The organism is Streptomyces sp. NPDC057697 (genome assembly GCF_042799335.1).
In the GTDB taxonomy this organism is placed as follows: Bacteria; Actinomycetota; Actinomycetes; order Streptomycetales; family Streptomycetaceae; genus Streptomyces.
Genome location: NZ_JBHVJA010000006.1, coordinates 157224 through 169729 on the forward strand (window position 1 = coordinate 157224; position 12506 = coordinate 169729).

The following is a 12506-nucleotide window of genomic DNA, read 5'->3' on the forward strand; positions in this document are numbered from 1 at the left end:
CGGCGGCCGGGGAACCGGGGGTCTCCCCCCGGGGAAGCGCAGTCACAGCGTGCTCCAGTCCTGGTCGGGATAGCGGTGCACGGGCGCCGACACATCGTCGAGCGCCTGGCAGATCTCGTCAGGAAGACTAAGCGCCTCCACTGACAACGCCTCCGCGAGCTGCCGCGCGTTGCGCGCGCCGACGATGGGGGCCACCACCCCGGGCCGGTCCCGCACCCAGGCGAGCGCCACCTGGAGCGGCGTCGTGGCCAGGCCGTCCGCCGCCGTCGCCACCGCGTCCACGACGCGGCTCGCCGGATCGTCGAGATACGGCTCCACGAACGGGGCCAGCAGCTCCGAGGCGCCGCGCGAGTCCGCCGGAGTGCCCGAGCGGTACTTCCCGGTCAGGACCCCGCGGCCCAGCGGTGAGGAGGGCAGCAGCCCCATGCCGAGGTCGAGGGCGGCGGGCAGTACCTCGCGTTCCACGCCCCGCTGCAAGAGGGAGTACTCCATCTGGGTGCTCGCCAGCCGGGTGCGCATCCCGGGCGAGGCGAGCTGCCAGGTCGCCGCCTTGGCCAGCTGCCAGCCGCAGAAGTTCGACACCCCCGCGTACCGGGCGCGCCCGCTGGAGACCGCCAGGTCCAGCGCCTGAAGGGTCTCGTCCAGCGGAGTCACCGGGTCGAAGGCGTGGATCTGCCACAGATCGACGTGGTCCGTGCCGAGCCGTTCCAGGGAGGCGTCCAGCGCGGCCAGCAGATGCCCGCGCGAGCCGTCGAACCGGCGGTACGGGTCGGCGACGCTGCCGGCCTTCGTCGCGATGACCAGTTCGCGCCGCGGCACCAGGCCGTCGACGAGCTGCCCCAGCAGGTACTCCGCCTCCCCACCGCCGTACACGTCGGCCGTGTCGACCAGCGTGCCGCCCGCCTCCCAGAAGGCCTTCAGCTGTTCGGCGGCGTCGTGCTCGTCGGTGTCCCGGCCCCAGGTGAGGGTGCCGAGCCCGATCCGGGACACTCGAAGGCCGGTGCGGCCGAGATGCCTCTGCTCCATGGGGGCTGAGATTACTGGCCAGAACCCCACCCGGCGGAAGCCTGTGGACAACCCGGCGTCAAGTCGCCCCTGCCGGATCCCGTCGCCGCGCGCTAGAGTCCGGGAGCCAGGGACGTTACTGATCGGTAAGGGGAGCGGCTATGCGGCTCGGCATCAACCTCGGTTACTGGGGCGCGGGAATGGACGGCGACAATCTCGCCGTCGCGCAGGAGGCCGACAAGCTCGGCTACGACGTCTGCTGGGTGGCCGAGGCCTACGGCTCCGACGCGCCGACCGTGCTCTCCTGGGTCGCCGCCCGGACCGAGTCCATCGACGTCGGCTCCGCGATCATGCAGATCCCGGCCCGGCAGCCCGCCATGACGGCGATGACCGCCGCCACCCTCGACTCGCTCTCCGGCGGCCGGTTCCGCCTCGGCCTCGGCGTGTCCGGACCGCAGGTCTCCGAGGGCTGGTACGGCGTCAGGTTCGACAAGCCGCTGGCCCGCACCCGGGAGTACGTCGAGATCGTCCGCAGGGCGATGTCCCGCGAGCGCCTCTCGTACGAGGGACAGCACTGGACGCTGCCGCTGCCGGACGGTCCGGGCAAGCCCATCAAGCTGACCGTCCACCCGCAGCGTGAGCACATCCCGCTGTACATCGCCGCGATCGGTCCGAAGAACCTGGAGCAGACCGGCGAGATCGCCGACGGCGCGCTGCTGATCTTCCCCTCCGCCGAGCACCTGGAGGAGACCGCGATGAAGTACCTGCGGGCGGGCCGGGAGAAGGCCGGGCTGACCATGGAGGGCTTCGACGTCTGCCCGACCCTGCCGCTCGCCGTCGGCGACGACGTCAACGGTCTCGCGGACATGTTCCGCCCGTACACCGCCCTGTACGTGGGCGGCATGGGCAGCCGCAAGCAGAACTTCTACAACCAGCTCGCGCAGCGGATGGGCTACGAGAAGGAAGCGGCCGAGATCCAGGACAAGTACTTGGCCGGGGACAAGAACGGCGCCGCCGCGGCGGTGCCGCACCAGCTGATCGACCAGACCTCGCTGCTCGGCCCGGTCGAGCGGATCGCCGAGCGGATGCGGGCGTACGCCGCCGCGGGCGTCACGACCCTGACCCTCGCACCGGCCGGGTTCACGCTCGACGAACGGCTCACGGCGCTGCGGGCCGGCACGGAGGCGCTGGAGCGCTCCGGACTCGCCTGAGGGGCGGCTGCCTGCCGGGGCCACGGTGCTCCGTGCGCCCCGGCCGTCACCCGCGTCCTCCGTCACGCGTCCCGGCCGTCACCCGCGCCGGGAGTCACGCGCGTCGGCCGTCACTCGCGCCGGGAGTCACGCGCCTCGGCCGTCACCCGCGCCGGGAGTCACCCGCCCCGGCCGTCATCCGTGCCCGGCGCACGTGACGGCCGCGCGGCGCGTCACGTCGGCGCGCGCGGGCCGGTGTCCGGCCGACGCCCCCGTACCGCCGCGCAGCACGCACGGCACGCACAGCACGTCACATCGCGTCGGCGGCATGGGCGCAGGCCGGTGGCGGTGTCCGCGGACGGGCCGGAACGGGGTGCCCCATCCGGCGTAGCCGGGGCTCGTTCCTGTTGCCCGGGTGGGTGTGCCGCATTTGACTGTCGCTCGTCGGACGCGGCACGGAGGTGGCAGTGATGCTCTCGGCAAGGAGCCTGTTCCAGGAGATTCTCGACGACGACGAGGCCTTCCGGCTGTTCTGTTCCATCGCGGCCGGCGGGGAGACCCAGGGCGGCTGGGAGAACGGCCGCATCGCGGCCCTGGTGCCCGAGAGCCAGCGCGCCCTGGCGCCCAAGATCGCACGGCACGGCGCCGACGAGGACAAGCACGGCAGGATCTTCAACGCACTGCTGCGCAAGCGCGGACTCCGGCCCGCCGCGGTCCCGCACGAGACCGACTACACGATGCTGCTGGAGAAGCACGGCATCGGCCTCGCCCATGAGCAGCTGCGGGGCGAGGAACGGCTCTCCGAACGCGACATCATCACCTACCTCGCCCACAGCCGGGTCACCGAGCAGCGCGCCTCCGAGCAGATGGCCCTGCTGCGCAGGCACTTCGCCGACCACCCCGAGCTCGGCCGCGCCGTCGGCATGATCTCGAACGACGAGGACAACCACCTGGCGTACTGCCACGAGGAACTGCTCCGCTTCGCCCGCGCCGGGCACGGCCGCACCATCCAGCACGTGCTGCGCGAGTGCGCGCTCGCCGAGATCCGGGTGTACCGCGACGTCAGCCTCGCCGTGATGGACCACATGGGCCGCATCCTGGGCTGGTCCCGGGCCCGGTCGGCGGTGCTGGCCGCCGGGATCCACGGCATCCACGCGTACGAACGGCTCGTCGGCTGGCGGCGCATGGTGAGCCTCGCGCCGCCCGCACGGCGCGACGCGCTGGGCGGCCCCGCCGCCCCGGATCCCGGGATCGCCTGAACCGGGCCGGGCGACCGGCCGTCCCTCAGAGCCAGCCGCGGCGCTTGAACTGCCGGTACAGCGCGAAGACCACCGCCGCCATCAGCACGATCACCGCCGGATAGGCCCACACCCAGCGGAGTTCCGGCATGTGGTCGAAGTTCATCCCGTAGATGCCCGCCACCATGGTCGGCACGGCGGCCATCGCCGCCCAGGCCGAGATCTTGCGCATGTCGTCGTTCTGCCGCACACCCACCTGGGCCAGATGCGCGGAGAGGATGTCGGAGAGCAGCCGGTCCAGCCCCTCCACGTACTCGTTGGCGCGTGTCAGGTGGTCGCTCACATCGCGGAAGAAGGGCTGCGAGTGTTCATGGACGAACGGCACGTCCGCACCCGCCAGCCGGGCCATGGGAGCGCTCAGCGGCCCGGTGGCCCGGCGGAACTCCAGGATCTGCCGTTTGAAGGTGTAGATGCGGGCCGCGGTGCTCTTGGTGTCGCCGACCCCGGTCGGCGCGAACACCTCGGCCTCCAGCTCCTCCAGGTCGACCTGGAGCTCGCCCGCGACCTCGATGTAGTGGTCGACGACCGCGTCGCTGACCGCGTACAGCACCGCGGTCGGCCCGTGTTTCAGTACCTCGGGCTCGGCCTCCAGCCGACGGCGCACCGCCGCCAGCGGAGCGCCCTCCCCGTGCCGGACGGTCACGACGAACGAGTCGCCCAGGAAGGCCATCAGCTCGTCGGTGGTGACCGTGTCGCTCGTCTGCTCGTACACCACGGGCTTGATGACGGCGAAGAGCGAGTCGTCGTACACCTCCAGCTTGGGGCGCTGGTGCGCGCTCAGCGCGTCCTCCACCGCCAGCGGGTGCAGCCCGAACTCGCTGCTGACGAGCTCGAACTCCTGCTCCGTCGGCTCGTGCAGCCCGATCCAGAGGAACGCGTCCCCGGTGGCCCGCGCCTCGTCGAGGGCGTCGGAGAGGTCGGCGGGGCCGTCGGTTCGGCGCCCGTCCCGGTAGATGGCGCAGTCCACAATCACGGCGCGCATTCTTCCCTGCCGCGCTCCCCGGCGCACCTCACCGCCGAAGGCGGCCTACGCTGGCCCGTATGCCCACCCTGATCCTCGTACGCCATGGACGCTCCACCGCCAACACGGCCGGGGTGCTCGCGGGCCGCACCCCCGGTGTCGCGCTCGACGAGCGCGGTGCCGAACAGGCCGCGGCCCTGCCCGGCCGGCTCGCCGGGCTGCCCCTGGCCGCCGCCGTCAGCAGCCCGTTGCAGCGCTGCCGGGAGACCCTGCGGCCGCTGCTCGCCGCCCGGCCCGGTCTGGAACTGCACACCGAGGAGCGGATCAGCGAGTGCGACTACGGCGACTGGTCGGGGCGCAAGCTCGCCGAGCTCACCGACGAACCGCTGATGGGCGTCGTGCAGCAGCACCCGTCGGCCGCGGCGTTCCCCGGCGGTGAGTCGATGCGCGGCATGCAGGCCCGCGCGGTCGACGCGGTACGGGACTGGAACGCCCGCGTCGAGGCCGAGCACGGCGAGGACGCCGTGTACGTGATGTGCTCGCACGGCGACATCATCAAGGCCCTCGTCGCCGACGCGCTCGGCATGCACCTGGACCTCTTCCAGCGGATCCACGCCGATCCCTGCTCGGTCACCGCGATCCGCTACACCCGGCTGCGGCCCTTCCTGCTGAGGCTCGGCGACACCGGGGACCTCGCGGGCCTGGCCCCCCGCGAGCGCCCCGGCGCGACCGAACCGGGCGCGCGCCCGGAGGCGGAGGCGGACGCGGCTGTCGGGGGCGGCGCTGGGGCGCCGTGATCGCTTCGCGCAGTAGGGTGGACGCTCCGTAGGCGCCGGGCCCCGGGAAAGTTCCCGCGATCCGGGCCGCACTCTCATCCACCGTCGATCTCAAGGGAGACAGGACGTGTCCCGTCAGGTGTTCCTCTACGACCCCCCGGACCGTTTCGTGGCCGGTACGGTCGGGCTGCCTGGACGCCGTACGTTCTTCCTGCAGGCATCCTCAGGCGGACGTGTCACCAGCGTGGCCCTGGAGAAGACCCAGGTCGCCGCACTCGCCGAGCGGATCGACGAACTGCTCGACGAGGTGGTGCGGCGGACCGGCGGAAACTCCCCGGTGCCCGCCGTGGCGCCGATGGACGTCACCGACACCGCCCCCCTGGACGTCCCCGTCGAGGAGGAGTTCCGGGTCGGGACCATGGCGCTCGCCTGGGACGGCGAGGAACAGCGCATGATCGTCGAGGCGCAGGCGCTGGTCGAGCTGGACGTGGAGTCCGACGAGGACCTCGCCGAGGCCGAGGAGCGGCTGCTCCAGGACGAGGAGAACGGCCCGCCCATGCTCCGGGTCCGCCTCAGCGGCGCACAGGCGCGGGCCTTCGCCAAGCGCGCCCTGGACGTCGTGAACGCCGGACGTCCGCCGTGCCCGCTGTGCAGCCTGCCGCTCGATCCGGAAGGACACGTATGCCCGCGCCAGAACGGATACCGTCGCGGAGCCTGACCGGCACCGACCCCGTCGCCCTGCTGACCGAGGGGGAGCTCACCGTCCTCGGACAGATCCGCGGGGCGTCCAACGCCGCGCTGTACTGCACCGTCGCCCGCGACGGCGAGGAGGCGGCCTGCGTCTACAAGCCGGTGGCCGGCGAACAGCCCCTGTGGGACTTCCCTGACGGCAGTCTCGCCCGGCGCGAGGTGGCCGCCTACGAGATCTCCGAGGCGACCGGATGGGGCCTCGTGCCGCCCACCGTGCTGCGGGACGGTCCGTACGGCGAGGGCATGTGCCAGCTGTGGATAGACGTGGTCCCCGAGGACGACGAGGCCGAGGGGACGGGGGAGGCGGGCGAGCCACCGCTTCTCGCGCTCGTCGAGGACGAGGAGCCCGGGGAGGGCTGGAAGGCCGTCGTCCGTGCCGAGGTCGGTGAGGGGCGGACCGCCCTGCTGGTCCACGCGGACGACGCGAGGCTGCGGCGGCTGGCCGTCCTCGACGCCGTGATCAACAACGGGGACCGCAAGGGCGGTCATCTGCTGCCCGCGTCCGACGGCAGGCTCTACGGCATCGACCACGGTGTGACCTTCAACGCGGACGACAAGCTGCGCACGCTGCTGTGGGGGTGGGCGGGGGAGCCGCTGACGGCCGAGGCCGTCGGGGTCGTCGAACGGCTGGCGGCGGAACTGGCCCCCGGCGCCCCGCTCGTCACCCGGCTGGGCGAGCTGATCACGGAGGTCGAGATCGAGGCGTTGCGGGGCCGGGTCGCGGGGCTGCGGACGACGGGCCGGCACCCGGAGCCGAGCGGTCGATGGCCTTCCATCCCCTGGCCGCCGGTCTGAGCGGAGCAGGGGATACGCGGAACCCGAGGGGGTGCGGACCGGAGCGCCGGGACCACACCCCCAGCAGACGGGGGCACGCGGCGCAAGACCGCCTCTTCGGTCAAGATCCGGCATCCGGTTCGTATCCGGAACATGCATCCGGTTACGCTCGTGGCATGCATGCCTGGCCCGCTTCTGAGGTCCCCGCCCTGCCTGGCAAGGGCCGCGACCTTCGGATCCACGACACCGCGACCGGCGGACGGATCACCCTTGACCCCGGTCCCGTCGCCCGCATCTATGTCTGCGGCATCACGCCGTACGACGCGACCCACATGGGTCATGCGGCGACCTACAACGCGTTCGACCTCGTTCAGCGCGTGTGGCTCGACACCAAGCGGCAGGTTCACTACGTCCAGAACGTGACCGACGTGGACGACCCGCTGCTGGAGCGGGCCGTACGCGACGGACAGGACTGGACCGAGCTCGCCGAGCGCGAGACGGCCCTGTTCCGCGAGGACATGACTGCCCTGCGCATGCTTCCGCCGAAGCACTACATCGGTGCCGTGGAGGCCATACCCGGCATCGTCCCGCTCGTGGAACGGCTCCGTGACGCGGGCGCCGCCTACGAACTGGAAGGCGACGTCTACTTCTCCGTCGAGAGCGACCCGCACTTCGGCGAGGTCTCCCATCTCGACGCCGAGGCGATGCGGCTGCTCTCCGCCGAGCGCGGCGGCGACCCGGAGCGCCCCGGCAAGAAGAACCCCCTCGACCCGATGCTCTGGATGGCCGCCCGCGAGGGCGAGCCGAGCTGGGACGGCGCCTCGCTCGGCCCCGGCCGGCCCGGCTGGCACATCGAGTGCGTCGCCATCGCCCTGGACCACCTCGGCATGGGCTTCGACGTCCAGGGAGGCGGCTCCGACCTCGCCTTCCCGCACCACGAGATGGGTGCCTCGCACGCCCAGGCACTGACCGGTGAACACCCCTTCGCCCAGGCGTATGTGCACGCCGGAATGGTCGGCCTGGACGGCGAGAAGATGTCGAAGTCCCGGGGCAACCTGGTCTTCGTCTCGAAGCTGCGCCACGACGGAGTGGACCCGGCGGCCATCCGGCTCGCCCTGCTCTCGCACCACTACCGGGCCGACTGGGAGTGGACCGACCAGGTGCTCGCCGACGCGGTGGAGCGGCTCGCGCGGTGGCGGTCCGCCGTCTCCCGGCCCGACGGGCTGCCCGCCGAGGCCCTGGTCGAGGAGGTCCGCGAGGCCCTCGCCGACGATCTGGACGCGCCGGCCGCGCTGGCCGCCGTGGACCGCTGGGCCGAGCGCCAGAACGCGGAGGGCGGTACGGACGAGGGCGCGCCCGGTCTCGTCTCGCGCGCCGTCGACGCGCTGCTGGGAGTCGCCCTCTAGCGCCGCACGGGGCGACAACCCGCTGAATCCCACCGGGCGTTCCCCGGGGACCGGCCTTGGACTTCTCGACGAAGTTCAGGGCCGGTTCCGTTTTGTCCATGGTCAAGTGCTCGGTGTTGCGCTAAAAGCGCTCTATGCAATCATCAACGCGCATCAGAACGGCGGCAGTTGCAGCCTTGCTGGGGTTGCTCGCCGTCTTCTCCGGCCCCGGCGCCGCCCAGGCCGGTGCCGCCGAACCGGACACCACGGTCGGCGATCTCACCGGATTCTCCGCCGACGGGGCCGTCTACCACTTGAAGGCCGGCGCCGCCGAGGCGCGGGTCAGCTTCGTATCCGCCGAGACCTTCCGCATCGAACTCGCCCCGGACGGCACGTTCTCGGACCCGGCCGGCGACGACATCGTCCTGCCGCAGGGCACCCCGCCGCGCACCCGGTGGAAGGAGCGCGGCGACCGCTACGAGCTCTCCACCGCCGACGTCACCCTGCGCGCCTACAAGTCGCCGCTGCGCTTCGCCCTGTACCGGGCGGACGGCACCCGGGTCTGGTCCGAGACCAAGGGGCTGAGCTGGAACGGCGAGCGGACCACCCAGACCCTGGCCCGCGGCGCGGACGAGCAGTTCTACGGCGCGGGCATGCAGAACGGCCGGGGCAACACCTCGCACCGCGACAAGACCGTGGAGGTGGGCGTCGACTACGACTGGGACGACGGCGGCCACCCCAACTCGGTGCCGTTCTACCTCTCCTCGGCCGGTTACGGCGTCTACCGCAACACCTTCGCGCCCAACACCTACTCCTTCACCGACCCGGTGACCACCAGCGCGAAGGAGAAGCGCTTCGACGCCTACTACTTCGCGGGCGACAGCGCCAAGGACGTCATCGGCCAGTACACGAAGCTCACCGGCAAGCCGTTCCTGCCGCCCGTGTACGGCATGGAGATCGGTGACGCCGACTGCTACCTGCACAACGCCAACCGCGGTGAGCGCCGCACCCTGGACGCGCTGAAGGTCGCCGACGGCTATGTCGAGAACGACATGCCGAACGGCTGGATGCTCGTCAACGACGGTTACGGCTGCGGATACGAGGACCTCGCGGAGGCCGCCAAGGGCCTCCAGGACCGCGGCATGCAGCTCGGCCTGTGGACCGAGGACGGCATCGACAAGATCGGTGACCAGGTCAAGGCGGGCCAGCGGGTCGCCAAGCTGGACGTGGCCTGGGTCGGAGCCGGGTACAAGTTCGCCCTGGACGGCTGCAAGGACGCGTACCGGGGCATCGAGGACAACAGCGACGCCCGCGGTTTCACCTACGCCCCCGAGAGCTGGTCGGGCGCGCAGCGCTGCGGAGTGCAGTGGTCCGGGGACCAGTACGGCACCTGGGACTACATCCGCTGGCAGATCCCGACCTACGCGGGCGCCACGATGTCCGGTCTCGCCTACACCACCGGCGATGTCGACGGCATCTTCGGCGGCAGCGCCAAGACCTACACCCGTGACCTCCAGTGGAAGATGTTCCTGGGGACCACGATGACGATGGACGGCTGGGCGGCCAGCGACAAGCAGCCCTACCGCTACGGGGAGCCCTACACCACCATCAACCGCGACTACCTCAAGCTCAAGGAGTCGCTGCTGCCCTACCAGTACTCCTACGCGCACGAGGCGACGAAGACCGGCGTCGGCATGGTCCGTCCGCTCGTCCTCGAATACCCGGACGACCCGAAGGCGGCGACGGACGCGGCGAAGTACGAGTTCATGTCCGGCGAGGACTTCCTCGTCGCGCCGGTCTACCAGGACAGCACCGAGCGCGACGGCATCTACCTGCCGAAGGGCACCTGGACCGACTACTGGAGCGGGCGCACCTACGAGGGCCCGGTCACCCTCGACGACTACAGCGCCCCGCTCGACACCCTGCCGCTCTTCGTCAAGGGCGGGGCCGCCGTGCCGATGTGGCCCGGCATCCGTTCGTACCAGGACCGCACCGCCGACTCCCCGCTCGCCTGGGACATCTACCCGCAGGGCAAGTCCTCCTTCACCCTGTACGAGGACGACGGCGTCACCCGGCAGCACCGCGACGGCAAGTACGCCACCCAGCGCGCCGACGTGACCGCGCCGGTCCGGGGCGCGGGCGACGTGACCGTGCGGATCGGGGCGAGCGAGGGGACGTTCACCGGCAAGCAGCGCAGCCGCCCGTACGAGTTCACCGTGCACACCGGCTCCGCCCCGAGCGCGGTCGAGCTGGGCGGGAAGCTGCCCCGGCTCGGCTCGGCCGCCGCGTTCAAGGCCGCGAAGCAGGGCTGGTGGTACGACCGGGACGACCGCGGCGGTGTCGTGAAGATCAAGACCGTGCCGCTGTCCACCGGCAAGAAGTTCACCGTGAAGCTGAAGGGCGCCGCCGCGGTCGGCGGCCGGAACGCCGGGGCCGTCGCGAGGGTCTCCGTCCCCTCGGGCCAGGAGGTCGGCGCCGGGACCCGGAGCACCGTCGCCGTCGACGTCACCGCGGGCCGGACCGAGGTGACCGACGCCGAGGTCGGTCTGGACGTTCCCGAGGGCTGGCGGGTCGAGCGGACCGGGAAGGCGGTCCGTGTCCCGGCGGGCACCACCCGCCGGGTCGAGGTCTCCGTCACGCCCGCGAAGGACGCCGAGGCGGGCGAGGCACGGATCACCGCCCTCGTGCGCTACCGCTCGGCCGGCGAGTCCCGGACCGCCACCCAGCGGTTCGCCGCCGGAGTCATGCCGCCGCCGCCCACCGGCGAGGCCTGGGCGAGCGATCTGGTGTGGCTGACGTCCACCAACGGCTACGGACCCGCCGAACGGGACCGCAGCAACGGCGAGTCGGGCGCGAACGACGGACATCCGCTGACCCTCGCCGGGAAGACGTACGAGAAGGGGATCGGCACCCACGCCGACTCCGACATCGAGGTCTATCTCGGCGGGCGCTGCACCGCGTTCACGGCCGACGCGGGGATCGACGACGAGATCGACGGCTACGGCGAAGTGGCCTTCTCCGTCGAGGCGGACGGCAAGGTGCTCTGGACCTCGCCGAAGGCGACCGGGGCCTCGGCGCCGGTGCCGGTCGACGTGAAGCTCGACGGTGCGCGCCATGTGCATCTGAAGGTCACGGACACCAATGGCTCCAAGACCGGTGACCACGGGGACTGGGCCGCGGCCCGGTTCAGCTGTTCCTGAATGTCCCGGACAGCGGGGGAGCGCCGGGCGGTGATCCGTCCGCCCGGCGCTCCCCGGGTCCCGTCAGCTCTCCGGGGAGTCCTCCGACGAATCCTGCGGGCCGTCGCCGTCCCGGCCGTCGTCCGGCCCGCCGTCCCCCTCCGGACCGGCCGGCGGCCGCCCGTCGGGTCCGCCCGTGGGCGGTGTGCCGGTCCCGGTCTCGGGGCGGACCGGCTTCGGCGGGCGGGCGCGGCTGCCGGAGGTGTCGCGCAGATAGGAGGTGTCGCCGCTCTCGGTCGCGTGGCCGCCCGGCGTCTGGCCCGGACCGACGTCCCGGCGGCGCAGATAGCGTTCGAACTCCCGGGCGATGGCCTCACCGCTCGCCTCGGGGAGCTCGGCGGTGTCCCGGGCCTCCTCCAGTGTCTGCACGTATTCGGCCACCTCGCTGTCCTCGGCGGCCAGTTGGTCGACGCCGAGCTGCCAGGCGCGCGCGTCCTCGGGCAGTTCGCCCAGCGGGATGCGCAGACCGATGAGGTCCTCCAGGCGGTTCAGCAGCGCGAGCGTGGCCTTCGGGTTGGGCGGCTGCGACACGTAGTGCGGCACCGCCGCCCACAGGCTCACCGCGGGCACGCCCGCGTGCGTGCAGGCCTCCTGGAGGATGCCGACGATGCCCGTCGGCCCCTCGTACCTGGTCTCCTCCAGGTCCATGGTCCGCGCCAGATCGGGATCGGAGGTGACCCCGCTGACCGGCACCGGGCGGGTGTGCGGGGTGTCGCCGAGCAGGGCGCCCAGGACCACCACCATCTCCACCCCCAGTTCATGGGCGAAGCCCAGGATCTCGTTGCAGAACGAGCGCCAGCGCATGGACGGTTCGATGCCGCGGACCAGCACGAGATCACGGGGCTTCTCCCCGCCGACGCGGACCACGGAGAGTCTGGTGGTCGGCCAGGTGATCTTGCGTACCCCGTCGTCCAGCCAGAGCGTCGGCCGGTTGACCTGGAAGTCGTAGTAGTCCTCGGCGTCCAGCGCCGCGAACACCTCGCCCTTCCACTCCCGGTCCAGGTGCGCGACCGCCGTGGAGGCGGCGTCGCCCGCGTCGTTCCAGCCCTCGAACGCGGCCACCATGACCGGGTCGATCAGCTCGGGAACCCCCTCGAGCTCGATCACCCAGGCCTCCTTCCGAAGTTC

At 72.0% G+C, this 12506-nt stretch carries 10 protein-coding genes; 7 read left to right on the plus strand and 3 right to left on the minus strand.

Annotated features, from left to right (window positions below):
* Positions 1-42: 42 nt before the first annotated feature.
* The gene (locus tag ACFVFH_RS18195) at positions 43-1026 is read right to left on the minus strand and encodes an aldo/keto reductase (protein WP_383769382.1); all 984 of its coding nucleotides are present in this window, start codon (positions 1024-1026) and stop codon (positions 43-45) included.
* A gap of 140 nt (positions 1027-1166) precedes the next feature.
* On the opposite strand from ACFVFH_RS18195, the gene ACFVFH_RS18200 reads away from it, so the two are divergent.
* Entirely contained in the window at positions 1167-2216 is a 1050-nt protein-coding gene (locus tag ACFVFH_RS18200; protein WP_383769385.1) for an LLM class F420-dependent oxidoreductase, read from the plus strand.
* A 449-nt stretch (positions 2217-2665) separates the two neighbouring features.
* Positions 2666-3454 (plus strand): ferritin-like domain-containing protein, encoded by a 789-nt coding sequence (locus ACFVFH_RS18205; RefSeq protein WP_383769388.1) that lies wholly within the window; start codon positions 2666-2668, stop codon positions 3452-3454.
* A gap of 25 nt (positions 3455-3479) precedes the next feature.
* Here the strand turns inward: ACFVFH_RS18205 and corA are convergent, their stop codons facing one another.
* Positions 3480-4475 (minus strand): magnesium/cobalt transporter CorA, encoded by a 996-nt coding sequence (gene corA / locus ACFVFH_RS18210; RefSeq protein WP_383769391.1) that lies wholly within the window; start codon positions 4473-4475, stop codon positions 3480-3482.
* 59 nt (positions 4476-4534) lie between these two features.
* On the opposite strand from corA, the gene ACFVFH_RS18215 reads away from it, so the two are divergent.
* The 5 genes from ACFVFH_RS18215 to ACFVFH_RS18235 all read left to right on the plus strand — a co-directional run bounded on the left by ACFVFH_RS18215 (position 4535) and on the right by ACFVFH_RS18235 (position 11339).
* Positions 4535-5251 (plus strand): histidine phosphatase family protein, encoded by a 717-nt coding sequence (locus tag ACFVFH_RS18215; RefSeq protein WP_383769393.1) that lies wholly within the window; start codon positions 4535-4537, stop codon positions 5249-5251.
* Positions 5252-5357: 106 nt separating this feature from the next.
* Complete coding sequence (locus tag ACFVFH_RS18220; protein WP_124718684.1) at positions 5358-5948, plus strand: DUF3090 domain-containing protein; 591 nt, start codon at positions 5358-5360, stop codon at positions 5946-5948.
* Positions 5912-6775: an SCO1664 family protein gene (locus tag ACFVFH_RS18225; RefSeq protein ID WP_383769396.1), complete on the plus strand. Its 864-nt coding sequence runs from the start codon at positions 5912-5914 to the stop codon at positions 6773-6775. Before ACFVFH_RS18220 ends, ACFVFH_RS18225 begins: the two co-directional genes overlap by 37 nt.
* A 155-nt stretch (positions 6776-6930) precedes the next feature.
* Positions 6931-8160 (plus strand): cysteine--1-D-myo-inosityl 2-amino-2-deoxy-alpha-D-glucopyranoside ligase, encoded by a 1230-nt coding sequence (gene mshC / locus ACFVFH_RS18230; protein WP_383769399.1) that lies wholly within the window; start codon positions 6931-6933, stop codon positions 8158-8160.
* Between the two features lie 134 nt (positions 8161-8294).
* Complete coding sequence (locus ACFVFH_RS18235; RefSeq protein ID WP_383769401.1) at positions 8295-11339, plus strand: NPCBM/NEW2 domain-containing protein; 3045 nt, start codon at positions 8295-8297, stop codon at positions 11337-11339.
* 63 nt (positions 11340-11402) lie between these two features.
* Here ACFVFH_RS18235 and ACFVFH_RS18240 read toward each other — a convergent pair whose 3' ends face one another.
* Entirely contained in the window at positions 11403-12485 is a 1083-nt protein-coding gene (locus ACFVFH_RS18240; protein WP_383769404.1) for a PAC2 family protein, read from the minus strand.
* Positions 12486-12506: the final 21 nt, after the last annotated feature.

Bases quoted from the DNA above. Each gene is read 5' to 3' on its own strand.
- ACFVFH_RS18195 (WP_383769382.1), bottom strand. From the start codon at position 1,026: ATGGAGCAGAGGCATCTCGGCCGCACCGGCCTTCGAGTGTCCCGGATC.
- ACFVFH_RS18200 (WP_383769385.1), top strand. From the start codon at position 1,167: ATGCGGCTCGGCATCAACCTCGGTTACTGGGGCGCGGGAATGGACGGC.
- ACFVFH_RS18205 (WP_383769388.1), top strand. From the start codon at position 2,666: ATGCTCTCGGCAAGGAGCCTGTTCCAGGAGATTCTCGACGACGACGAG.
- corA (WP_383769391.1), bottom strand. From the start codon at position 4,475: ATGCGCGCCGTGATTGTGGACTGCGCCATCTACCGGGACGGGCGCCGA.
- ACFVFH_RS18215 (WP_383769393.1), top strand. From the start codon at position 4,535: ATGCCCACCCTGATCCTCGTACGCCATGGACGCTCCACCGCCAACACG.
- ACFVFH_RS18225 (WP_383769396.1), top strand. From the start codon at position 5,912: ATGCCCGCGCCAGAACGGATACCGTCGCGGAGCCTGACCGGCACCGAC.
- mshC (WP_383769399.1), top strand. From the start codon at position 6,931: ATGCATGCCTGGCCCGCTTCTGAGGTCCCCGCCCTGCCTGGCAAGGGC.
- ACFVFH_RS18235 (WP_383769401.1), top strand. From the start codon at position 8,295: ATGCAATCATCAACGCGCATCAGAACGGCGGCAGTTGCAGCCTTGCTG.